Source organism: Spongiactinospora rosea (assembly GCF_003315795.1).
In the GTDB taxonomy this organism is placed as follows: Bacteria; Actinomycetota; Actinomycetes; order Streptosporangiales; family Streptosporangiaceae; genus Spongiactinospora; species Spongiactinospora rosea.
In genome coordinates this window covers 153645-176974 of record NZ_QMEY01000011.1, presented here as the reverse complement: position 1 = coordinate 176974, position 23330 = coordinate 153645, and the positions used below count along the sequence as shown (strand labels likewise).

The 23330-nt window shown below is 73.4% G+C and carries 19 protein-coding genes and 1 pseudogene; 11 read left to right on the top strand and 9 right to left on the bottom strand.

Annotation, left to right across the window (positions count from 1 at the left end; all coding sequences use genetic code 11):
* Nucleotides 1–3: 3 nt before the first annotated feature.
* The 7 genes from DP939_RS46295 (at nucleotide 4) to DP939_RS24555 (ending at nucleotide 5633) form a co-directional block, all read left to right on the top strand.
* Complete coding sequence (locus tag DP939_RS46295) at nucleotides 4–171, top strand: DUF6203 family protein (RefSeq protein WP_158578678.1); 168 nt, start codon at nucleotides 4–6, stop codon at nucleotides 169–171.
* Nucleotides 172–239: 68 nt separating this feature from the next.
* Nucleotides 240–632 carry a GntR family transcriptional regulator gene (locus DP939_RS24580; RefSeq protein WP_113983109.1) on the top strand — a complete coding sequence of 131 codons (393 nt, stop codon included), beginning with the start codon at nucleotides 240–242 and terminating at the stop codon, nucleotides 630–632.
* Nucleotides 629–1522: an ABC transporter ATP-binding protein gene (locus tag DP939_RS24575; protein ID WP_113983108.1), complete on the top strand. Its 894-nt coding sequence runs from the start codon at nucleotides 629–631 to the stop codon at nucleotides 1520–1522. The genes DP939_RS24580 and DP939_RS24575 overlap by 4 nt, the downstream gene beginning before the upstream one ends.
* Nucleotides 1519–2577, top strand: coding sequence for an ABC transporter permease (locus DP939_RS24570; RefSeq protein WP_113983107.1), 1059 nt, complete (start codon nucleotides 1519–1521; stop codon nucleotides 2575–2577). Before DP939_RS24575 ends, DP939_RS24570 begins: the two co-directional genes overlap by 4 nt.
* Entirely contained in the window at nucleotides 2574–4010 is a 1437-nt protein-coding gene (locus DP939_RS24565) for a S41 family peptidase (RefSeq protein ID WP_113983106.1), read from the top strand. Before DP939_RS24570 ends, DP939_RS24565 begins: the two co-directional genes overlap by 4 nt.
* Nucleotides 4011–4045: 35 nt before the next feature.
* The gene (locus DP939_RS24560; protein ID WP_113983105.1) at nucleotides 4046–5218 is read left to right on the top strand and encodes an alpha/beta hydrolase family protein; all 1173 of its coding nucleotides are present in this window, start codon (nucleotides 4046–4048) and stop codon (nucleotides 5216–5218) included.
* Between the two features lie 37 nt (nucleotides 5219–5255).
* Nucleotides 5256–5633 carry a VOC family protein gene (locus tag DP939_RS24555; protein ID WP_113983208.1) on the top strand — a complete coding sequence of 126 codons (378 nt, stop codon included), beginning with the start codon at nucleotides 5256–5258 and terminating at the stop codon, nucleotides 5631–5633.
* On the opposite strand, the gene DP939_RS24550 is transcribed toward DP939_RS24555, so the two are convergent.
* From DP939_RS24550 to mdlC, 3 genes are all read right to left on the bottom strand, one after another.
* On the bottom strand, nucleotides 5630–7234 hold the full coding sequence (locus DP939_RS24550; protein WP_158578677.1) for a flavin monoamine oxidase family protein: 1605 nt from the start codon (nucleotides 7232–7234) through the stop codon (nucleotides 5630–5632). The two genes, DP939_RS24555 and DP939_RS24550, sit on opposite strands and share 4 nt — an antisense overlap.
* 270 nt (nucleotides 7235–7504) lie before the next feature.
* Nucleotides 7505–8719 (bottom strand): MFS transporter, encoded by a 1215-nt coding sequence (locus DP939_RS24545; RefSeq protein WP_113983103.1) that lies wholly within the window; start codon nucleotides 8717–8719, stop codon nucleotides 7505–7507.
* A 77-nt stretch (nucleotides 8720–8796) separates the two neighbouring features.
* Entirely contained in the window at nucleotides 8797–10377 is a 1581-nt protein-coding gene (gene mdlC, locus DP939_RS24540) for a benzoylformate decarboxylase (protein ID WP_113983102.1), read from the bottom strand.
* A gap of 117 nt (nucleotides 10378–10494) precedes the next feature.
* Here mdlC and DP939_RS24535 point away from each other — a divergent pair, with 117 nt between their 5' ends.
* Entirely contained in the window at nucleotides 10495–11412 is a 918-nt protein-coding gene (locus DP939_RS24535) for a LysR family transcriptional regulator (RefSeq protein ID WP_113983101.1), read from the top strand.
* On the opposite strand, the gene DP939_RS24530 is transcribed toward DP939_RS24535, so the two are convergent.
* On the bottom strand, nucleotides 11399–12922 hold the full coding sequence (locus DP939_RS24530; RefSeq protein ID WP_113983100.1) for an alpha/beta hydrolase: 1524 nt from the start codon (nucleotides 12920–12922) through the stop codon (nucleotides 11399–11401). The genes DP939_RS24535 and DP939_RS24530 overlap by 14 nt on opposite strands.
* Nucleotides 12923–13088: 166 nt before the next feature.
* On the opposite strand from DP939_RS24530, the gene DP939_RS46290 reads away from it, so the two are divergent.
* A complete protein-coding gene (locus DP939_RS46290; RefSeq protein ID WP_158578676.1) occupies nucleotides 13089–13259 on the top strand; it encodes a hypothetical protein in 171 nt (56 codons plus the stop codon).
* On the opposite strand, the gene DP939_RS24525 is transcribed toward DP939_RS46290, so the two are convergent.
* Both DP939_RS24525 and DP939_RS24520 read right to left on the bottom strand, forming a co-directional pair.
* Nucleotides 13243–15627: an FtsX-like permease family protein gene (locus DP939_RS24525; RefSeq protein WP_199565388.1), complete on the bottom strand. Its 2385-nt coding sequence runs from the start codon at nucleotides 15625–15627 to the stop codon at nucleotides 13243–13245. The two genes, DP939_RS46290 and DP939_RS24525, sit on opposite strands and share 17 nt — an antisense overlap.
* Nucleotides 15624–16367: an ABC transporter ATP-binding protein gene (locus DP939_RS24520; protein ID WP_113983099.1), complete on the bottom strand. Its 744-nt coding sequence runs from the start codon at nucleotides 16365–16367 to the stop codon at nucleotides 15624–15626. Before DP939_RS24520 ends, DP939_RS24525 begins: the two co-directional genes overlap by 4 nt.
* A 110-nt stretch (nucleotides 16368–16477) precedes the next feature.
* Between DP939_RS24520 and DP939_RS24515 the strand changes: the two genes are divergently transcribed.
* A complete protein-coding gene (locus DP939_RS24515) occupies nucleotides 16478–17686 on the top strand; it encodes a sensor histidine kinase (protein ID WP_113983098.1) in 1209 nt (402 codons plus the stop codon).
* Nucleotides 17668–18318 carry a response regulator gene (locus DP939_RS24510; protein ID WP_113983097.1) on the top strand — a complete coding sequence of 217 codons (651 nt, stop codon included), beginning with the start codon at nucleotides 17668–17670 and terminating at the stop codon, nucleotides 18316–18318. Before DP939_RS24515 ends, DP939_RS24510 begins: the two co-directional genes overlap by 19 nt.
* Here DP939_RS24510 and DP939_RS24505 read toward each other — a convergent pair.
* The 3 genes and pseudogenes from DP939_RS24505 to DP939_RS49650 all read right to left on the bottom strand — a co-directional run.
* Nucleotides 18315–19118: an SWIM zinc finger family protein gene (locus tag DP939_RS24505; RefSeq protein ID WP_113983206.1), complete on the bottom strand. Its 804-nt coding sequence runs from the start codon at nucleotides 19116–19118 to the stop codon at nucleotides 18315–18317. The genes DP939_RS24510 and DP939_RS24505 overlap by 4 nt on opposite strands.
* 7 nt (nucleotides 19119–19125) lie before the next feature.
* Nucleotides 19126–20499, bottom strand: a complete 1374-nt coding sequence (locus DP939_RS49655) for a DEAD/DEAH box helicase (protein ID WP_450097543.1) — start codon at nucleotides 20497–20499, stop codon at nucleotides 19126–19128.
* Nucleotides 20500–20511: 12 nt separating this feature from the next.
* A pseudogene (locus DP939_RS49650) lies at nucleotides 20512–22455 on the bottom strand (SNF2 helicase-associated domain-containing protein); the annotation flags it as partial.
* Nucleotides 22456–23330 lie beyond the last annotated feature (875 nt).

The following is a 23330-nucleotide window of genomic DNA, read 5'->3' as shown; positions in this document are numbered from 1 at the left end:
ACCATGGTGAACTTCCTGAAGCTGCTGCTCGCCCGCCGTCTGATCCGCACCCCGCTCGGCCTGGCCGTCCTCGCGGCCGGCTGGCTGCTCGGCCGCCGCCGCAGGCAGCGCCGCCGCGAGCAGCAGCAGACCGGCCCCGCCCGGCGGCCACAGCCCGCACCGCGCCGCTGAGCCCTCCTTACGCGCGCCTTAACCTCCATATCTCTAAAGTACTAGGTACCTAGATAAATGGAGGTAGGGTGATCGAGTTCCATCTGGACGCCCGGTCCGGGGTCTCGCCGTACCTGCAACTGGTCCATCAGGTACGGCACGCGCTGCGGCTCGGCCTGCTGCGCGAGGGCGACCAGCTCCCCACCGTCAAGGACGTCGTGGCGCGCCTGGCGATCAACCCCAACACCGTGCTCAAGGCCTACCGCGAACTCGAACACGAGGGACTGGTGGCCGCCCGGCCCGGCGTCGGGACGTTCGTGACGCGCACGCTCACCAACGCGTCGCTGGCCGCGCATGAGCCGTTGCGCCGGGAGCTGCGCCGCTGGCTGGCCAAGGCGCGGCTGGCGGGCCTCGACGACGAGAGCATCGAGGCCCTGTTCTCGACCACCTTTCGGGGCGCGGCGGAGGAGGACATAGCGTGACGCCGGTATTGGAGAGCCAGGGGCTCGGCAAGAAGTACGGCAGGCGCTGGGCGCTGCGCGACTGCACCGTGGAGATCCCCGCCGGGCGGGTGGTCGCCCTGGTGGGCCCGAACGGGGCGGGCAAGAGCACGTTCCTCAAGCTGGCGGCGGGGCAGCTCGCGCCGACCTCGGGCGGGATCACCGTGCTGGGCGGCCGCCCGGCGGACGGCCCGGCGCAACTGGCCAAGATCGGATTCGTCGCCCAGGACACCCCGGTCTACCCGAGGCTGACCGTCGCCGAGCACCTGCGGCTCGGGGCCGGGCTCAATCCGGGCTGGGACGCCGCGCTCGCCGGACGGCGGGTCGAACGGCTCGGCCTGGACCCGAAGCAGCGGGCGGGCGGCCTGTCCGGCGGGCAGCGCGCCCAGCTCGCCCTCACCATGGGCCTGGCCAAACGGCCCCGGCTGCTGCTCCTGGACGAACCGGTCGCCTCGCTCGACCCGCTCGCCCGCCGGGAGTTCCTGCAGGGCCTGATGGAGGCCGTCGTGGAGTACGAGCTGAGCGTCGTGCTCTCCTCCCACCTGCTGTCGGACCTGGAACGCGCCTGCGACCACCTGATCGTGCTGACCGGCTCGCACGTCCGGGTGGCGGGGGAGGTCGAGCGGCTGCTGGACACCCATCACCGGCTCAGCGGCCCGCGCCGCGATCCCGGCCGGCTGCCCGCCGACCAGCACGTCATCACCGCCCGCCACGCCGACCGGCAGAGCACCGTCATCGTGCGGGCCGACGGCCCGATCCTCGATCCGAGCTGGTCGGTCAGCCGCCTCACCCTGGAAGATCTCGTCCTGGCCTACATGGAGCAGCGCACGGACGAGCCCGCCCGCACGATCTCTCTGGAGGGGCGGCGATGATCTGGCTCACCTGGCGGCAGTCGCGCGGCGGAGCCGTGATGGTGTTCGGGACGCTGGTCGCGCTGGTCGCCGTACTGGCGCTGAGCGGCCCTGGGCTGGCCGCCGACTACTCCGAAGGCATCACCGCCTGCCTGCGGGACGGCGACTGCACGCGCTTCTTCGACCGGTTCTTCGACGAGTACCAGACCCCGTTCCTCGGCGTCACCGTGATCGTGCTGGTGCTGCCCGCCCTGGCGGGCCTCTTCTGGGGCGCGCCGCTGATCACCAACGAACTGGAGGCGGGCACCCACCTGCTGGTGTGGAACCAGACCATCACCCGCACCCGCTGGCTGGCCGTCAAGCTCGGGCTCACCGGCCTGGCCGCGATGGCCGCCGCCGGGATCGCCGGCCTGGCGGTGACGTGGTGGTCCGGCCCGCTGGACAGGTCGGCCGAGCCGGGGTTCACGCTGATGGACCCGCTGGTGTTCGGGGCGCGCGGGATCGCGCCCGTGGGGTACACGGCGTTCGCCTTCATCCTGGGCGTGACCGTCGGCATCCTGGTCCGCCGCACACTGCCCGCGATGGCGCTCACGCTGGTGATCTTCGCGGCGGTCCAGATCGCCATGCCGTCGCTGGTCCGGCCGCACCTGATGCCGCCGGTCCGCGCGGTCCTCGAACTCGGCCCGGCCAACATCGACCAGTTCCTGGTCCCCGGTGATGGTTCGCCCAGGGTGCTCCTGGATTCGGCCGTTCCCGGCCAGACCGGGGCCTGGGTCCTGTCCAGCCGCCTGCTCGATCCCTCCGGACGGCCGCTCGGCGACGGCATGGCCGAGGCCGTCCTGCCCATCTCGGTGGCGTCGGGGCCGTGCGCCCGCCAGGAGGGCGGCGGGGACCCGAAGGGGCACATGGAGGCGTGCGTCGCCGAGATCAACCGGCTGGGCTACCGGCAGGCGGCGACCTATCACCCGTTCGAGCGGTTCTGGGCCTTCCAGTGGATCGAGACCGGCGTGTACGCGCTGCTCACGCTCGTCCTGACGGGTCTGTGCTTCCGCTGGGTCCGCAGGCGGCTGTCATGACCGGCAAGGGGGTGGCGGCCGGGCTCGCGCTGATGTTCCTGCTGACCGCCTGCACCGGGCAGGCGCCGCCGCGCGCGGAGGCCGTCCGGGCGACCGAGGCGGGTACGTCGGCCTGCGCGCCGCCTCGGCGGGAGGCCGAGCCGGGGCCGGAGACGCCGGTCACCATCGACGTGATCGAGCAGGCGTACTTCTGCGTGCTCGCCAACTACTACAGCGGGGCGACCCTGAACGCCCGGTCGCTGCTGCTCGCCGGATTCGCCGCCTTCGCCCGCGAACTCGGCCGCGCCGGGCACGACCTGCCCGAGGCCACCATGCCCGCGCTGCGCGGTGACCGCAAGGCCGACTGGGCGGCGTTCGAGGCGGCCTACCGGCGGGTCACCGCCCGGCTGCCGGACGACGCCGGGCTGCGCGACCGGCTGGCCGCGACCACCCTCACCGCCCTCGTGGCGGCGCTCGGCGACGACCATGCCCGGTGGGCCCCGGGCCGCCGCCGTCCGCCCGGCTACTACGACGGCGACCAGTACGGCCTGGGCCTGCGGGCCAGCGTCCGCGCCCAGGTCCGTGAGAACCCGGGTGTCGCGCTGCCCCCGCTGTTCGTGACCGCCGTGCTGGGCGGGGCGGCGGAGAAGGCCGGGCTGCGTCCGGGCGACGTCATCGAGTCGATCGACGGATCGGCCCCCTTCATCGGCGGCCAGGTCGTCCCTGCCGCCGTGGCCGCGCTCTACCCGCAGTACCCGCAGGCCGAGCCGGTCCGCCTCGAAGTACGGCGCGATGGCTCCAGGCGGACCGTGACGCTGAAGCCCGGCCTGTTCCAGCCCGACCCGGACGCCGTGCGGCCGGTCGCGGCCGAGCTCTTGGGCGACGACGTCGCCTACGTGCGGTTGTCCGGTTTCACGCCCGACGCCGCCGACCGGGTGCTCAAGGCGATCGGCAGGCTGCGCGCCGGTCGTACGCTCACCGGCCTCGTGCTGGACCTGCGCGGCAACGGCGGCGGCAGCCCCGACGAGGTCAACCGGCTGCTGGGCGGGTTCGCCCACGGCAAGGTCACCGCCTACCAGTGCGCGGTGGACGGCGACTGCCAGAGCATGCGCACCGACGACGGTGTGCCGCTGGTCGGCCTGCCGCTGGCGGTGCTGATCGACGGGGGCTGCGCGTCGGCGTGCGAGCACTTCAGTTCGGCGGTCCGGGACCTGCGCCTGGGCACGCTGGTCGGCACGCGTACGGCGGGCGCGGTGTCCGGCCCCGCCCGGCCGTACCTGCTGGGCAACAACACCGTCCTGTCCTTCCCGGGCCGCCACCACTTGGCCCCCGACCGGGAGGTGATCGACCGGATCGGCGTCGCGCCGCACCACCATGTGCCGCCGACCGCGAAGGACGCCGCCGCCGGGCGCGACGCCGCGCTGGCCAAGGCACTGACCCTGCTGCGCGGCTGACCACCCCGAAGCATCACCGAAAGGCGGACCGTTCGATGAGTCATGCCCTCAGACCGAGGCCCCTGCTGCTCGCCGTGGGAGCCATGGTGCTCGCGGCGGGCTGCGCCGCGCCCGCGCCGCCCAGGACCGTGGCCGCGACCTCCAGCCCGTCGCCCACCGGCCCTCCCGCCCTGCCCGCACCACCCGGGCCGCACCGGGTGGGCAGCACGACCCTCCACCTGAAGGACGCCTCCCGCTCCGACCCGTGGGTGCCCGAGGTGAAGGTCAGGGAGCTGATGGTCACCCTGTGGTACCCGACCGAGGCGCGGACCGGGAAACGGGCCCCCTACATGAGCGCGCGCGAGTCGGAGCTGACGCTGAAGGGCAAGCGGGTCACCGGCGTGCCGTACGACCTGCTGAGCAGGACCCGCACCAACGCCTTCGCCGGGGCGGAGCCGGCCGGGCGGGCGCTGCCGCTGGTCGTGCTCTCCCCGGGGTTCACCATGCCGCGCGGCACGCTCACCGCCCTGGCCGAGGGGCTGGCCGCCGCCGGGTACGTGGTGGCGGGCATCGACCACACCCACGAGAACTACGCGACGACCTTCCCGGACGGGCGGGTCGCCGAGTGCGTGGCGTGCGACAGCGACACGGACCCGGGGTTCGGTACGAAGGTGGTCGGGGTCCGGGCCGCCGACGTCTCCTTCGTGCTGGACCGGCTGACCGGGCCGGACGCGCGGTGGAAGGGCCTGGTCGACCGGACGAAGATCGCGATGGTCGGCCAGTCGATCGGCGGGGCGAGCGCGGTGGCGGCCATGCTGGCGGACCGCCGGGTGCGCGCGGGCGTGGACATGGACGGCACGACGTACGCGCGCATCCCGAAGAAGGGCGGCCTGGCCCGGCCGCTGCTGTTCCTGGGCTCGGCCGGGCACCGGCCCGGCGGCCGGGACAATTCCTGGGAGCGGGACTGGAAGCTGCTGACCGGCTGGAAGCGCTGGCTGGTGCTGCCCGGCGCGGACCACCAGTCCTTCACCGACGTGCCGCTGTTCGCCGGCGCCCTCGGCCTGGGCGCTCCCGGCGAGACGTCCGCCGCCCGCTCGGTGGAGATCGCCCGCACGTACGTCCTGGCCTTCCTCGACCACCACCTGCGCGGCACGCCGCAGCCACTGCTGGACGGACCGTCCCCGCGCTACCCCGAGGTCCTGCACTGCGCCCTGAAGGGTTGCGCCTAGCCGTTATCCTCGATGTTTCGCACGAGGGAGGATGATCGTGATCACCCACATCAGCGTGGCCGTCATGTACGTGACCGATCAGCAGCGCTCGGTCGACTTCTACGTCGGCAAGCTCGGCTTCACCAAGACCGTGGACGCCGAGATGTGGCCCGGCGCGCGCTGGGTGGAGGTGACCCCGCCCGGCGGGCAGACCTCGATCACCCTGCACAGCGCCACGGCCTTCGGCAAGAACCCGGGGGAGGGGGCCTATCTGACCTTCGCCTGCGACGACATCGACGCCACCGTGACCCAGTTGCGGGAGGCGGGGGTGACGGTGACCGACCCGGTCGAGGAACCGTGGGGCACCTACATCAAGGCGACCGACCCCGACGGGCACGAGGTCATGATCTCCAAGAAGGTCGTCGCCGGGGTCTAGTCGCTCTGGGCCGTGACTCGTTGCTGGATGCGATCCAGGACGTGGTGCGTGGCGCGGACCGAGCCCTCCTGCCAGCCGTTGATGTGGCTCATGTGCTCGCCCGCGAACCAGTACGGGCCGTCCGGCGGCAGCAGCACCGGGTAGGCCTCCTGGCGGGTCTCGGGGAACTCGTTCCATTCGGCCCACGCGCCGCCCTGGAAGGGCATGTTCGCCCACGCCACCGACACCGGACGCCCGACCAGGCCGCCGTAGCCGGGGAACAGGTGCTCGCCGTCGGCGATCGCGGCGGCGGCGCGCTGGGCGGGGGTCATCGCGGTGAAGGCCCGCCCGGTGTCGAAGGTCCAGATGTAGGCGCCGACCACGATGCCGGTGCGCCCGTGGAAGCCGGTGCTCGGGTACCACATCTGCGTGATGTCGCGGCTGGTGAAGGAGATGCCGCCGTAGATGCGGTGGTCCTCCTCCCACCAGCGCCGGGTCGCCTGGAAGGCGATCTTCACGCCGGGCAGGTAGACCTTCGCGCCCTCCCGCACGGCCCACTTGACCTTGGCGGAGAAGTCGTTGTCGATGGCGTCGATGACCGGCAGGGCGGCCGTCACGATCACGTGGTCGGCCTCCCAGCTCCGGGTCTGCCGGGTGACGCGGTCGCGCCAGGTGACCCGCGCGCCGGAGCCGGTCCGCCGCAGCTTGGTGACCTGGGCGTTGAGCGTGATGAACCGGCGGGTCCGCCGGTAGAAGGCGCGCGTGACGGCGTCCATGCCGCCGACCGGCTCCATGACGGTGGCCTGCTGGTCGTAGTCCTCGGCGAACAGGCCGTACCAGGACGTCGTGGTGCCCTTGGCGATCTCGGCGAGGGAGAGCGGTTCGAGGATGCGGCCCGGGGTGGGGCCGCCGGGCGGCTCGGCGAAGCCGGCGTCCCGTGAGCCGCGGTAGCGGTAGTTCTCGTCGAGGGTGCCGAAGGACTTCAGGAACTCGCGGACCCGCGCCAGGTCGTCCTCGGACAGGCCGTGGTCCAGGTCGCCGGACAGGGCGTGCGCGGCGAGTTCGGCGACCGCGCCGCGGGCGTCGGTGACCACCCGCCGCCCGCGCTCGGGCCGCCCGCCGAAGGCCTCGTCGTCGTGCAGGTAGGCGGCCCGGTCGTCGTTGACGATCACTTGCAGCGGTACGTCCAGGTCGCGGCAGTAGCCGAGGATCGCGGCGTGGTGGTGCGGGATGCGGGCGGCTCCCGCGTTGAAGTACAGCGTGGGGTCCTCGTCCCAGGTGACGCGCTGGGCCGAGTCGTTCTCCGCGACGGTGTCGCCGCCGCGATAGGTCCTGATCCGGCCGCCGGGGCGGTCCTGCGCCTCGAAGACCCGCACCTCGTAGTCGGCGGCCGACAGCTCCAGCGCGGCGACCATGCCGGACACGCCCGCGCCGATCACCGCGACCTTGGTCCCCCGCCCGCCGCCGCGCGGGGCGAGCGGGGGCGGCCCGGAGTACGGCTCGGGCACGGGTAACAGGCCCATGGCCGACAGCGTGCCGTAGGCGGCCCCGACGCCGCCCGCGCGGCCGACCAGGTTGACGAACGTACGGCGGGACAGCCGGTCCGATGGAAGGCGGGTCACCTGACCTCCAGGCATGGAAAAGTCGGCATATCAGGACAACTCCTGATTTCATGCGCGGCGGCATACGGCAAGGCCGGGCGCTGCCATCGTTACGCACTGGAGATCGGGTAATCGCGCGTTCTGCTCAATGCCCGGGTAAATCGGTTGCCGTCGCGGGCCCTGGGTCGTTAGTAGTCGGTGCATGGCAGATGTGCGGGTGTCCGACGGGGTTGTCACGCTGTCGCCGTTGTGCCTGGACGATCTGGAGGCGCCCTGTGAGGCGCGGGCCGATCAGGCGACCCGCACGTCCGAGGCCGGAGCGGTACGCCCGGCGACCGTCGCCATGGCGGCCAGCCCCAGCACTGCCACCGCCGCGAAGAACCAGAACCCCCACGGGTAGGCGACGCCCGCCGTCACCAGCATCCCGGTGACGAACGGCCCGAGGATGGACCCCAGCCGCCCCACCGCCGAGGTGAGCCCGAGCGCGGTGCCCCTGGCCGCCGCCGGGAAGGTGTGCGCCACATAGCCGAAGATGAGCACCTGGGCGGAGAACACGAACACCCCGGTCAGCAGCACCAGCACGTTCAGCAGCAACTGGCTGTCCACCCGCAGGCTGAGCGCGGCCAGCAGCAGCGCGGCGGCGGCGAACCAGATCACCGCGACCCGCTTGATGCCGAACCGGTCGGCCACGGCTCCGGCGATCAGCAGCCCGGCGATGGCCCCCACGTTGAGCACCAGCAGCAGCGCGATCGAGGTGGCCAGCGGGTAGCCCGCGGTGGCCATGAGCTGCGGCAGCCAGGTGTTGAGCCCGTAGACCAGCAGCAGCCCCATGAACGAGCCCGCCCACACGGTCAGGATGGTCCGCCGGAAGCGCGGGCCGAGCAGGTCGCGCGGGCGAACCCGGTCCCGCTCCGGGGCCTGCCGGGCGGCCAGGAAGGCGGCCGACTCCGGCAGCCGCAGCCACATGACCGGCACCACCAGAAGGCCGACGATCCCGCCGCCGTAGAAGAGCACCCGCCAATCCCCGGCCACCGCCAGCGCCAGCAGTGAGGTCAGCACCGCGCCGACGTGGTAGCCGGTCATGGTGACGGTGTTCGCGCTGGCCCGGCGCCGTTCCGGCAGGCTCTCCGACATCATGGTCAGCGCCACCGGCATGCACGCGCCGAGGCCCAGCCCCGCGGCGAACCGCAGCGCGCCGAAGACGGCGACGTTCGGCGACAGCGGGATGGCCAGGGTGAACAGCGAGAACAGCAGCACCGACCAGATCAGCATGCCGCGCCGGCCGAACCGGTCGGTGAGCGGGCCGATGCAGGCCGCGCCGATGCCCACGCCGACCAGCGACACGGTGGCCACCGCGGTCGCCCCGGCCGGGGTGAAGCCCAGCTCGTGGGTGCGCAGCAGCGTGGGGATCGCCGCGCCGAGCGCGACCAGGTCATAGCCTTCGATCAGGACGGTCAGCCAGCACAGGGCCGCGGTCCAGGCCGGGCGTGGGGGGGATGTGGTCATGGCCGTACTCCTTCGGTCGTGCGGGGGCCTTGGGGGTGACCGGGCGGCCTACCGGCCCTGTGGCCGCCCGGGGCTCGTCACTCGGGGGTGGTGAGGTAGGTGTCGACCTGGATCAGCCGGGGGCCGTCGGCCGGCCGCTTGAGCCGGGCGCGCAGCTCGGGCAGGTCGGCGGCGGTGGTGGCGGGCACGCCGTACCCCTCGGCGATGCGGGTGAAGTCCAGGCCGGGGATGTCGGTGCCCGGCACGTCGGGGGTGCCCAGCAGGCCGCCGAACCACCGCAGCGCGCCGTAGCTGCCGTTGCGCAGGATGACGAAGGTGACCGGCACCCCGTAGTGGGCGGCGGTCCACAGGGCGGTGATGCCGTAGTTCGCCGAGCCGTCGCCGATCACGGCGACCACCGGACGTTCCGGGCGGCCCATCGCCATGCCGACCGCGGCGGGCAGGCCGAAGCCGAGCCCACCGGCCGCGGGGAAGAAGTAGGAGCTGCTCTCGCGCAGGTCCGCCTGCCGCCACCAGGCGGCGTTGGTGGAGGTGGACTCCACCACGTAGGTGGTGCCGGGGGCCTGCGTCTCGCGCAGCGCGGCGAACACCTGCTCGGGGTGCAGGTCCTTGGGCGCGGTCGCGGGCTCCTCGTTGGGCACGAACCGCGGCCTCCGCCCGGCGGGCCGCGCGGCGATCCGGCCGAGCAGCGCGTCGATCACCGTGCCGGGGTCGGCGACCAGCGAGCGTCCCATCGGGGCGCGGGCGGCGGCCTCGGCGTCGTCGGTGACCTGCACGAGGGTCGCGCCCTCCGGCAGGTACGGCCCCGGGACGTGCTGGTGGTAGCGGAAGACCGGGGCGCCCAGCACCAGGATCAGGTCGTGCCCGGCGAGCCGGTCCGACAGTGCGCCGATCCCGGCCGGGAGCACGCCGCGGAACAGCCGGTGCCGGTTGGGGAACGGCAGGCGGAACGGCGAGGGGGCCACCCAAACCGGGAGTTCCAGGTGTTCGGCCAGCTCGACCGCGCGGGGGAGCAGCCCCGCGGTGTCGATGTCGCCGCCGAGCACCAGGACCGGGTTCGCGGCCTCGGCGACCTCGGCGGTGAGGGTGGCCAGGTCGGTCTCGGCGGGGGTGAGCGCCCGGCGTACGTCGCGGTCGAGGGTGACCAGCGCGTTGCCGCCGAGTTCGGCGTCCCAGTCGTCGTAGGGGACCGACAGGTAGGTGGGGCGGCGGCGCAGTTCGGCCTCGAACACCGCCTGCGCCAACGACCTCGGCACGTCGGCGGCACAGGCGGGCTCGCCCGCCCAGCCGACCAGCGGGCGCATCAACTGGGTGGCCTCGACGTTGGCGAGCATCGCCTCCGCGCCGATCGCCTGCCGTACCTGCTGCCCCGCGGTCAGCACCAGCGGCGAGCGGGAGTACACGGCGTTGGTGAGCGCGCCCATCGCGTTGCCGGACCCGGCGGCGGCGTGCAGGTTGACCAGCACCGGGCGGCCGGTGGCCTGGGCGTATCCGTCGGCCATGCCCACCACGGCGCCCTCGTGCAGCCCGAGAACGTATTTAAACGAACCGGGCAGCTCGGCCAGGAACGGGAGCTCGTTGGAGCCGGGGTTGCCGAAGATCGTGGTCATGCCACGGCGTTCCAGGAACTCGTGGACGATCCGGCGGGCGGTTGGCATCGGAAAAGACCCTCCTCGACGCTGTGACACAGGCCACCTTGTGACACAGACACTAGGAAGGAGGCGGGGCCGTGTTCCAATAGATGTTCCGGCGAGGTGTTATAGACAGGATCGATAATGCGTGAATTCGACCTCAACCTCGTCCGCACGTTCGTGCTGCTGTACGAGACCCGCAGCGTCACCGCGACCGCCGAGTCCATGCACGTCACCCAGCCGACGATCAGCTACGGGCTGCAGAAGCTGCGCAGGAGGTTCGGCGACGAGCTGTTCCGCAGGAGCAGCCGCGGGCTGGTGCCGACCACCACCGCCAGGCAGCTCTACGAGCCGCTGCACGCCGCGCTGTCGGGCATCGAGGCGGCGGTCAGCGGGGCCCGCACGTTCGACCCGGCCGCCGCGCACACCACGTTCACGCTGTGCCTGTCCGACCTGGGGGAGGTCTCGCTGCTGCCCCGGCTCATGGCGGCGCTGCCGCGCCAGGCGCCGGGGGTCACCCTGCGGGTCCGGCCGCTGGACGTGGCGAACGCGCCCGGCCAGGTCGGCCGGGGCGAGATCGACGCGTTCATCGCCTCGCCGCTGATCGGCTCCCGGCGGGTGACCCGCATCCCCCTGTTCACCGAGGACTACGTGGGCATGGTCTGCATCGGTCACCCGCGGCTGCGCGGCGACCGGGTCTCGGCGGCCGAGCTGGCGGCCGAACGGCACGTCACGGTCTTCGGGCCGACCGGGCACGAGGGGCCGCGCCGGGCGCTGACCGAACAGGGGCTGCTGCACCGGGTGGCGCTGGAGGTGACCAGGTTCGCCGCCCTGCCCTACCTGGTACGGCAGAGCGACCTGGTGGCGATGGTCCCGCGCAACGTGGCCGAGGTGTTCGCGGCCGAGCACCGGGTGCGGCTGCTGGAGCTGCCCCTGGAGATCGAACCGGTGCACGTCTCGGTGTACGCCCGCCACTCCCACGCGCGCAGCCCCGCCCAGCACTGGCTGGTCGCCTTCATGCGCGACGTGCTGGGCGACGGGGCCGCGGTCACGGACAGTTGAGGTCGCGCTCCGGCAGTGGGCCGCCGGCCAGGTAGGCGTTCACCGCGCGGTCGGCGCAGGCCGCCGGAGGCAGTCCCGCCGTGCCGCGCCCGTAGACGCCGTGCGCCCTGATGTCGGCGCTGACCAGGCGGGAGCCGGTGAGCCTGCGGTGCAGGGCCAGGGCCCCGGCGTAGGGCACGTTGTCGTCCCGGCGGGCCTGCACCATCAGCACCGGTACGTCGTTGCCGATCGCGGTCACCGGCCCGGCCGGTCGCGTCCAGAACGCGCAGGGCGCGATCATGCCGTTGACCAGCGGGCCGAACACCGGCTGGGCGGCGCGGGACCGCTGGACGTTCTTCCAGTACGTCTCCGGGTCCTTCGGCCATCCGCCCGCGGGCCATCCGGCGTCGCCGCACATGAACAGGGCTCCGCCGGTCAGGCTCGCGGCCAGGTCGCGCGAGGCGAGCAGGCCGAGCATCCGGCTCAGGTCGGGGCCCGGCTTGCCCGGATTGTCGGAGGCGGCCTTGACCAGGTCGCGTACCAGGCCCGCCAGGGCCGCGTCGTAGTGCTGTTCCTGCACGAACTGCCGCAGCAGCAGCCGCACCACGGGCGCGCCGAGCCGGGTGTCACCGGCCGCGATGGGCCGCCGCTCGGCGCGGTCCACCAGGTTCTCCACGGTGGCGCGCACCCGGGCCGCGGTACGTCCGAGGCGGTACTCCTCATGGCGGCCCGCCGCCCAGCGGGCCCACTCGTCCAGCCCCGCCTCAAGCGGCCGGCCCGCCCGCCGGAACAGCTCGTACTGCGTCGCGGCCGGGTCCGTGGAGGAGTCGATGACCATCCGGTCCACCCGGCGGGGGAACAACTGGGCGTAGACCGCGCCCAGGTCGGCCCCGTAGGAGACGCCGTAGTAGGACAGCTTCGGCGCGCCCAGCGCGGCGCGGATCAGGTCCATGTCCCTGGCCACGTTGCGCGTCGTGGCGTGCGGCAGCAGCGTGGCGTTGTCGCCGTTCTCGCGGCAGCGCCGGGCGAGGTCGCGCGCCGACTTCACCGACGCCTCGAAGTCGCGGCGGGCCGTACTGCTGCGCCCCGGCGCCCGCTGCGGGCCGCCCGGCGCGCAGGTGATCGGCGTGCTGTCACCGAGGAAGCGGGGATCGAAGCCGATCAGGTCGTACCGGTCGGCGACGCCCTTGAGCGCGGGCCGCAGCGACAGGGCGTACGCCAGCCCGGTGCCACCGGGACCGCCCGGATTGGCCAGCAGGATCCCGCGCCGGGGCCCCTTGGCCTTGACCCGGGAGATCGCGATCTCGATCATCGGCCCGCCGGGATCGCCGTAGTCCAGCGGCACCCGGATCTTCGCGCACCGCGCCCCCGCCTTACGCAGCTCCTTCTGAGCGGGCGGGCACGCCCCCCACCGCGCGCTCTGCCGCCCATAGGCCGACGGCAGATCCTGGCCCGGCACAGAGGCCGCGCCCGCCGGAGCGGCCCCCGCCAGCAGTACGAGCCCCAGCCCGATCGCCGCGACGATTCGCATCTTCTCCCCCTGGTTCGATGACGACCCAGCCGAGGCTAGAAGGGAAGAACACGCCAGATCATCGGCCGTACGGCCGGTCCACCCCGGCCATCCGGCCGAGTGCCCGACGTGCGGCCGGTGGCCTCACCCGGCGCGGGCCTTCGGCAGCCAGGGCACGTTCGGCACCATGTGGGCGACGGTGGACGGCGACGGGGTCTGGACCTTCGCCGGTGACACCGAGCGCGCCACCCTCGTGATCGCACCGGGCGGTGACGCCATGTCCGCCCGGTGGGAGCACAGGCCCACAGGCCCGGAGTGGGAACACTGGATGGACATGACCTTCACCCGGCTGTCCTGAGGGCGGGGCGGGCGGTGAGGACGGCCGCGCCCGCGGCCAGTACCAGGCAGACCCCGGCCACGCCGGCGATCAGGTCCCACGGCACCACCAGCGGGACGTCCCTGCTGATCAGGCCGCTGTAGCCGGAGCGCAGGCCGAGCAGGGCCGGGATGGCGACCACCAGGCCGAGGGCACTGCCCAAGATCACCGCCAGTGCCGACTCGGCGGCCACCGTGCCGAGCACCTGGCGGCCAGTGGCCCCGGACAGGCGCAGCACCCGCAGGTCCCGCCGCCGCCCGGCCGCCGCCATCATCAGCGTGTTGGCCACGGCCACCGCCGCGTACGCCGTGGACACCACCACCAGCAGCACCGTGAACGTCCACACCAGCCGGTCCTCCTCGGCGTCGGCCTGCGCGGCGTACGTGCCGAGGTCCGCCGGCCGCGCGCCCATCCCGGGCGGCACGGGCGTCGCCCGCGCGACGTACGCCACGTCCGCCAGCGCGGCCTTGTCGTGCGCCCTGGCCGTGTCACGCGCCAGCAGTACGTCCGCCCCGACGTTCTCGGCGACGCCCTCGACCCGCAGCGTGCCCGGCGTGCCGTCCTCGAACGTCACCCGCAGCGCCGAACCCGCCCGCAGCCCGCGATCCTTCGCCAGCCACGGCGAGACGAACACCCGGTCGCCGCCCAGCGCCGCCAGCGAACCCGACACCGCCCGAATCTCACCGGCCCGCGCGAGCAGCGCGGGCGTGGCCCCGATCGCGCTCAGCGCCTCGCCGTTCACCTCATAGAGCGCGCTGAACAGCGCGGACTCACCGCCGGAGGCCGCCGCCGCCGCGTCCGACAGTCCGGGCACGCCGTCCGGCATGATCACCGCGTCGGTCCTGATCGCGGTGGTCCGCGAGGCGGCGAACGACGCCGCCGTGGTCTGCACCATGCCGGTGATCAGCACCGCGAAGCCGACCGTGACCAGCACCGGCGTGGCCGTGGAGGCGGTACGGCGCACCGCCGTCAGCGCGCTCTCGCGCACCAGCATCCCGAGCGCGCCGCGCCCCCGGTCAAGCGGCCAGGTCAGCGCCCTGGCCACGAACGGCACCACGGCCGGGGCGAGCAGCGCCACCCCGACGATCATCGCCATCGCCGCGTACAGGCCGCTGGTCACCAGCCCCTCCGGGCCCGCCACCGCCGACGCGAACGCCGCCCCGACGCCCAGAACGCAGAACGCCGCGCCCGCGATCCACCGGGCGCGCGGCATCGGCCGATCGTCCACCGCCGCCTCGCGCAGCGCCTCCAGCGGACGCACCCGCGCCGCCCGCCGCGCCGCCGACCCCACCCCGAGCAGCGCCACCAGCAGGCCGACCGCGAACGCCCCCGCCAGCGGCGGCGCGGACACCCGCACCTCGAACCCGACCGGCTCGAACCCGGCGCTGACCAGCAGATCCCCCAGCATCGGCCCGAGCACCGCGCCGAGCGCCACCCCGCACGCCGCCGCCACGCCGCCGACCACCAGCGCCTCGCCGTACACCATCCGGCGCACCTGCCGGGGCGTCGCGCCCACCGCGCGCAGCAGCCCGAACTCGCGCCGCCGCTGCGCCACCCCGAACGCGAACGTCGAGGCCACCACGAAGATCGACACGAACGCCGACAGCGCGCCCATCCCGGTGAGGATCTGCATGCCGATCCAGCGGGTCCGCTCGTCGTCGCGGGATTCGAGCGCGCCGCGCGCCTCGCCGGTGTACACCCGTCCCTGCGCGCCCACCGCCGTGCGCACGGCCGAGGCGACCGCCGCGACGTCCGCGCCGGGCTCGGTGACCACCCCGATCACCCGTACGCCCTCGGCCACCGCCGCCGCGTCGGCGTCGCTCAGGTACACGCCAGGCCCGTCCACCGTGCCGGACACCCGGTAGGTCTCCGGCCCGCGCACGGTGAGCACGGTGGCCTGGGTACCGGCCGCCAGGCCGAGCGCGCGGCCCACCGCGACCTCCCCGCGCTCCGGCGCCGCGCCGGACACCAGCCGGTAGGCCCCCAGCGCCGCCGTGGACCAGGCGTGCCCGTCCCGCGCCGACGCCGGCCGGCCGCCGATCACCGGCTGCGCGTAGAACGACCGGTCCGGTACGGCCAGCGCCACCCCCGGCAGCGCCCCCAGCCGCTCGCGCAGCTCCGTCACCGCCGCGGGCGACCACGGGCGGTCAGGAGTGAAGTTCCCGTCCGGCCGGTCGATCATCGGGACCGACACCAGCACCTGCGCCGCCGCCAGCCGCCCCGGCACCTCCGGGCCCGCCGACAACAGCGCCAGCCCGGTCATCGACACCATCGCCACCCCGAGACAGAGCGCGACGAACCCGCCCGTGAAGGCCGTCCACCGCTCCCGCACGGACGCCAGGCTGATCACGAGGCCACCGCCTCAAGGTTCGCCATCCGCGCCGCCACCGACTCGGCCGTGACACCACTGGTGAACTCGTCCACCACCCGCCCGTCGGCCAGGAAGAGCACCCGGTCGGCGTAGGAGGCGGTCACCGGATCGTGCGTCACCATGATCACCGTCTGCGCCTGGTTGTCCACCAGGTCCCGCAGCATGCCCAGCACCTGCCTGGAGGTCTTGGTGTCCAGTTGCCCGGTCGGCTCGTCGGCGAACAGCACCGCCGGGCGGGTGATCAGCGCCCTGGCGATCGCCACCCGCTGCTGCTCACCGCCGGAAAGCCCGCTCGGCCGGTGCCCCGCCCGGTCGGCCAGCCCGACCTCGGCCAGCGCGGCCCGCGCCTCCGCCGGGGCGATCGGCCGCCCGGCCAGCTTCAGCGGCAACGCCACGTTCTGCTCGGCGGTCAGCGCCGACACCAGGTTGAACGCCTGGAACACGAACCCCACCCGCTCGCGCCGCAGCAACGTCAGCCCGGTCTCGTCGAGCTCCCCCAGATCGGTCCCGTCGATGATCACCTTGCCCTCCGTGGGACGGTCCAGGCCCGCCGCGCAGTGCAGCAACGTGGACTTGCCCGACCCCGAAGGCCCCATCACCGCCGTCATCGTGCCCGGATGGAACGACGCGGTCACGCCGTCGAGCGCTCTCACGGTCCGGTCGGCAGTGCCGTACAGCCTGCGCACCGACCACAGCCGGACGGTCTCTTTGACATCCATGCGGCCAAGCCAACCGGCCCCGCCGCGCGGGCACATTGGTGCTGGAACGAGGATCAGGGCTATACCCAGCACTACTGCCGCCGCCCGCGCGGTCGGCTACCGTCGAGTGCGTGCCACCCCGTACCGCCCTTTCCGCGCTGACCAGCAGGCCGTCGGCCTTCCTGCGGTCGTCGTGGCCGTGGCGGTCGCTGGCCTACCTGCTGGTCAGCGGGGTCTTCGCAGTGGTGGTGACGGGCGTGTTCATGATCGCGTACCAGTTCGGCGTCCCGCTCGCCTGCGGCGCGGGAGTGCTGGCCGTGGCCCTGCTCGGCCTCCCCGCGGCCCGGCTGGAACGGTGGCGGCTGCGGCTGGTCGATCGCACCCCCTCCGCCGACCCGCGCCGGGAGCCGCCCCGGCGCGGCCCGCGCGCCTGGTTCGCCACCCGGCTGCGCGACCCGGCGACCTGGCGCGATCTCGGCTTCACCCTGCTTGCGCTGCTCGCGCTGTGGTGGATCGACCTCGGCTTCGTGGGGCTCGCCACCTGGATGCCGCTGCTGCTGATGTCCGCGCCGCTCCAGCCGAGCGGCGAGGCCCCCACGAGTTACCTGATAGCCCTCGGCGGGCTGCTGATGATCCCGCTGTCGGCGTACCCGATCGCCGCGTGGGCGGGCGCGCGGGCGCTGATGACGCGCGCGGTCCTCGCCCCCGCCGACGCCGAGATCATCCGCTCCCGCGCCCGGCTCGTGGACGCCTTCGAGGCCGAACGCCGCAGGATCGAACGCGACCTGCACGACGGCGCCCAGCAACGGCTGGTCGCGCTCAGCATGCGCCTCGGCCTGGCCCGGCTGGACCTCCCGCCGGGCTCACCGGCCGAGGCCCAGGTCGCCGAGGCCCACGAGGAGGCCAGACGCGCCCTCGCCGAGCTGCGCGAACTGATCCGCGGCGTCCACCCCAAGGTCCTCACCGACCGCGGCCTGCGCGCCGCCGTCCTGGACGTGGCCGGACGCTCCCCGGTGCCCGTGGACGTCGAACTCGACCTGCCCCGCAGGCTGCCCACACTGGCCGAGGTCACCGCCTACTACGTCGTCTCCGAGGCGCTGGCCAACCTCGCCAAGCACAGCGGGGCCGGGCGCGGCCTGGTACACGGCCGGATCTCCGGCGGCACGCTGCTGCTGGAGATCCGCGACGACGGCGTGGGCGGGGCCGACCCCGCGGCCGGGTCCGGCCTCGCCGGGCTGGCCGACCGCGTCGCCGTCGCCGACGGCGTCATGACCCTGTCCAGCCCGCGCGGCGGGCCGACCTCACTGCGCGTGGAGATTCCGTGCCCGGGCTGCGAATAGTTCTCGCCGAAGACGCCGTACTGCTGCGCGAGGGCCTCGTCGGGCTGCTCGACCGGTTCGGCCACCAGGTCGTCGCCTCGGTCGGCGACGCCGAAGCGCTGGTCGCCGCCGTACGCGAGCACGAGCCCGACATCGTGGTGGCCGACGTCCGCATGCCGCCCGGCTACTCCGACGAGGGCCTGCGCGCCGCCCTCGCGCTGCGCGCCGAACGGCCCGGCCTCGCCGTGCTCGTGCTCAGCCAGTACGTCGAGCAGACCTACGCCGCCGAACTCCTCGACGGCGGCGGCAGCGGCGGCATCGGCTACCTGCTCAAAGACCGCGTCGGCGACGTGTCGGAGTTCGCCGGGGCGGTGGAACGGGTCGCCGCCGGTCACACCGTCGTCGATCCCGAGGTGGTCAGGCAGCTCCTCGGCCGCCGCCGCGACCCGCTGGCCCGGCTCACCCCCCGCGAACGCGAAGTGCTCGCCCTCGTCGCCGAAGGACGCTCCAACGCCGCCATCGCCCGCACCCTCGTGGTCACCGAGGCGGCCGTCTCCAAGCACATCGCCGGCATCCTGGCCAAACTCGACCTGCCCCCGGCCGGGGACGACCACCGCCGGGTGCTCGCCGTGCTCGCGTACCTGCGCGGCTAGTCGGCGAACCCGCGGTAGACCGGGCGCAGGATGTCCAGCAGCGGAATGTGCCGGACCCGCACCTGCGGCGCCTCCAGCGCGCGCAGCAGGATGTCGGGCGCCGCCGTCACGCTCGGCCGGGGACGCAGCCGCCCCAGCGGCACCGCGGGGGAGTAGAAGTCGGCCAGCCGCTCGTCCAGCGGCACGTCCGGGACGTGCAGCGGATCGGCGGCCTCCTCCTCAGCCCGCCCGCGCAGCCCGGCGAGCAGGTCATCGCGCGCCCGGCCGCGCCAGGCCAGCACCAGGAACGGGTCGTCGTCGAACGCCTCGGCCAGCAGGTACAGCACCGCCGACAGGTGCTTGCACGGAAACCCCCAGTCCGGGCAGGTGCACTCCATGTCCAGCTCGTCCGGGAACAGCGGCAGGCCCAGGGAGTCGAAGACCTCCTCGATCTCCGTCGGCATCTCCCCGGCCAGCAGCTTGGCCCGGTACAGCGCCTGCCCGGCGAGGGCCCGCTCGATGCCGGACCACACCGCCTCGTCGTACGCCTCGATCTCCACCACCACGTCGTACGGCTCCGGCCGCGACCCCTGCACGCTCGCCCGCACCTCGCCGGGCAGCAGGTCCAGCGAGATCACCTGGCCCTTGCGGGCGTAGGACCGGCCGCGGGTCAGCCGTCCCGCGTCGCAGATGTCCTCCAGGATGTCGATGAACCGGCGCGACCACCACTGCGCGCCGATCGACCCGCGCTTGCTGCGCGCCCGGATGCCGCCCTCCACCCGGATCGGCGTGGTCGGCTCGTACCAGCCGTCAGGCCCCATCGGCACCTCAGCTCACCGCCTCGGGCCCCAGCGCGAACAGCTCGCGCAACTGCTCGGTGGACAGCTCGGAGATCCACTCCTCGCCGGTGCCCACCACCCGCTCGGCCAGCGCCTTCTTCCGCTCGATCATCTCGTCGATCCGCTCCTCCAGGGTGCCCGCGCACACGAACTTGCGCACCTGGACGTTCTTCGTCTGCCCGATCCGGAAGGCCCGGTCGGTGGCCTGGTCCTCCACCGCCGGATTCCACCAGCGGTCCACATGGATCACGTGGCTGGCCGCGGTGAGGTTCAGGCCGGTGCCCGCCGCCTTCAGCGACAGCAGGAACAGCATCGGCTCCTCGTCGGTCTGGAACCGCTCCACCAGCTCGTCCCGCTTCTTCTTGGGCAGCCCGCCGTGCAGCCACAGCACCGGGCGATCCAGGTGCGCCGCGAGGTACGGCTGGAGCAGCGAGCCCCACTCGGCGTACTGGGTGAACACCAGCGCCTTGTCCCCCTCCTCGACGATCTCCGCGGCCAGCTCCTCCAGCCGGGCCAGCTTCCCCGACCGCCCGGCCAGCCGCGAGCCGTCCTTCAGCAGGTGCGCCGGGTGGTTGCAGACCTGCTTGAGCCGGGTCATCGTGGCCAGCACGTTGCCGCGCCGCTCGATGCCCTCGCTCTGGTCGATCTTCGCCATCATGTCGCCGAGCACCGCCTGGTACAGGCTGGCCTGCTCGGGCGTCAGCGTGCACCAGACCTTCATCTCCTGCTTGTCCGGCAGGTCGGTGATGATCGTCCGGTCGGTCTTCAGCCGCCTGAGCACGAACGGGGACGTCGCCCGCTTCAGCGCCCTGGCCGCGTCCTCGTCGTTGCGCGCCTCGATCGGCTCCTGGTAGCGCTGCTTGAACCGCCGCGCCGGACCGAGCAGCCCGGGGTTGCAGAACTCCATGATCGACCACAACTCCGCCAGGTGGTTCTCCACCGGCGTGCCGGTCAGCGCCAGCCGCGTCCTGGCCGGCAGCGAGCGCACGGCCTGCGCCTGCCGCGCCGCACTGTTCTTGATCGCCTGCGCCTCGTCACAGACCACCCGCCCCCACGCGAACGCCCGCAACGCCTCAAGATCCCGCCACGCCGTCCCATACGTCGTGATCACCAGATCCGCCTCCGCCACCGCCTCCTCCAGCTCCTCCGCCCGCTTCCTGCTCCCCCCGTGATGCACGTACACCCGCAGCGAGGGCGCGAACCGCCCCGCCTCCTTGTGCCAGTTCGTCACCACCGACATCGGACACACCAGCAACGTCGGCGCCACGGCTCCTTCGGTCCGTTCGTTGAGCAGGAGCGACAGGGTCTGCGCGGTGTTGTGGCAGAGCATGCCGCCCGCCACGAAGTTGTGCTCGCCCGCCACCTCGAAGTCGTAGACGTGACCCTCGTAGTCGATCTCCTCGACCGACACGACGCGCGCGTAGAACACCTCCTGCGAGGCCCGGCGGGACAGTTCGTCGCGGATCGCCGACAAGGCCGGGCGGTCCAGGCCCGTGTAGGCGGCGCACACCGCCTCGGTCCACTTCGTACGGGGCCGCGCCAGGTAGTCGCGCTCGGACTCGCCGGACAGGATGCCGTCCATGGCGGCGACGGCGACGTTCGCGGTGGCGGGGGACGGCTCCTGGGAGCCGGAGAAGTAGACGGTGCCGACGCCGAAGTGTCGTTGCGGCAGGCCGGTGAGCGTGTACGCGGCCGAGAGCAGGTCGGATCCGGGAACGCCTTCAACGTTGCTGTTGGCGGGCTTCGCGCAGAGCGCGTCGAGCTTGGCCTGCTTGCCGGGATCGGCGAAACCGATGAGGTCGCGGAAGGCGCGCAGCGCCGGGCCGCCGATGACGCCGATGCGGTAGGGACGCTTGATGCCGGTGCCGTTGGTGGCGTGCTTCATCTTCTCGGTGGTGCGGAGCCAGATGCCGAAGCGGCGCAGCAGTGTGGCGAGCTGCGACATGAGCCAGGGCGACGCGGAAGCGATCTCGACCATCCGCATGCCGCTGAGCACGCTTCCCTCGGCCGAGAAGTACTCCCGAAGGAAGGTACGGACGGTTCGGTCGTCGGCCGACATGATCAGGTCGGGAATCCGCTTCCCGGCCGACCGCTGTCCCCACCGGTAACCGTGCCGCGCGAGGAACCTCGCGTAGTCGGCGCTGCACATCCGCAGCATGTGGACGTTCCTGTCGCGGCGCACAGTGGGGGTGTTGACCGCCAGGCCGAAGCGCTCACCGATGGCATGCACCCGATCCGCCAGGGACTCAAGGACTGCGGGGTCCTTCTGGTAGATGCGCAGATCGCCGGTCCGGGACTCGTGCCCCTCGGAGATCTGCCAGGCCAGCAGCACGGTGAGGTCGGGGTCGGCGGGGCCGCCCGTCCAGTGCAGACGCCTCGGTACGCAGATCCGGTCGCCCGGCGCGATGTCGTTGGTCCATCCGCCGAGGCCGAGCAGGCGGTGCCGCGCGGTGATCGTGAGTTCGCTGCCGTCGTCCAGCCGGACACGCCGGAGCCGTTCGCGTACGTGCTGCCGGTACAGCCGGGTGATCGCCGCGGTGGCCATCCGGCCCGAAGCGTCGACGCAGTTGGTGATCAGCGGCGCTTCCGGCACCGACCATTCGCCCTCTCCGTCGAAGGTCGCCGGGCCGCTGAACCGCTCCCAGAGATGCTTCGCCTCGACCAGGGTGCCGTTCACGAAGACAGGGGAGTCGGGGGCGATGCACTTACCCAGGCCCATGTCGTCCGCGAGGATGCCGCCGAGGCCGAGGGTGGAGAGGAAGGAGAGCCAGGACAGGCCGCGTTCCTGGTAGGGGCGGAGGGTGCCGTGGAAGGTGGTTGGGGTGGGGACGGGGGTGAGGCGGCGGTCGGGTTCGCCGGAGAGGAGGTCGCCGAGCATGCCGTCGGCGTCGACTTCGAGGAGGGGGAGTCCTTCGTCTTCGCCCTCGACGACCTCGTTGAGGACGTCGGAGATGGTCATCTCGCCGCTGCGGCGGCGTTCGACGACCTTGAGGGCGGCCTTGAGCTGCTGGTCGTCCAGCTCCACCCATTGGCCGCGGATGCGGACGAGGGGGACCTTCAACCGGGCCAGCTCGGCCAGCTCCGCCTCGCTGATGGTGTGGTCGCCGACGGCCAGATCGATCTTGAAGTCGACCAGTTCCTTCAGGCCGAAGCCCTGGGCGGCGGCGGCCTTGGGGCCGGTGCGGGAGCGGGTGGTGAGCTTCAGGCCGAGGCCCTTGCGGCCGGCCCAGGCGGGCAGTTGGACGCCGTACCCTGCGGCCTGGAGGAGCGGGGCGGCGTGGCGCAGGAAGGTGAAGGCCCAGGCGGTGTCGACGATCATGCCGCTCGGGCGGGGGGAGCGCAGCGCGGAGTACAGCTCGGGGCACAGGCGGACGGCGCGGCCGAGCCCGGCGAGCAGCGTCTCGTCGGGGCGTCTGGGCAGGCCGGGGAGGCGTTCGCCGTCCCAGACCTGCGCGGCGGGGATGTACAGGCTGGGGTCGTCGGTGGACTGGAGAGCGAACTCGATCTCCCAGGACTCCTCCTCGCCCACCGGTTCCATGAGCCGGAAGCAGACCCGGACCGGGCCCTCCAGCTCGCGGGCGGCCTCGAACCAGGCGGCCAGCTCGCCGTCCAGCTCCGCTGCGGCGGCCGGGTTCGCGCCGGGGAGGGTGGCGTCGTCGCCGGTCAGGGCGTGCAGCCAGCGGTCGGGCAGGGCGCTCTTGCGGCCTGGCCGCGCCCCGGCGAGCAGCCGGTCGGGCAGCAGGGCGCGGGTCGCCGCGTCGGCGAGGCCGCCGAGGGCGTCGCGCAGCACCCGCGCCGCCGTGCCGTCGCCGTCCGTGGTGGTGGCGGCGCGGCAGACCGGGGGCATGGCCTGGGCCAGGTCGCGGAAGGCGGTGGCGTCGCGGCCGGTGAGGACCGGACGCCAGCGGCCCGCGCGCACGCCGTCCTCGGTGACGAGCTGGGGCAGGACCCGGCCCCTGCGGACGAGGTCGCGGGCGGTCTCGGCGAGCACGGCGAGGTAGCGCAGGGACGGGCCGGGACCCCAGTCGGGGGAGTCGTCGGCCGGGGCGTCGGCGGCGTCGGCCAGGTGGCCGAGCAGCGGCAGCGCGGCCGTGGGGGTGAGCAGCAGCGCGGGGACCCGCCAGGCGGTCAGCCGGGGACGGCGGGCGGCGCTGGTCAGGCCGGACTCCGGCGAGGGGATCGGGCCCTTGGCAG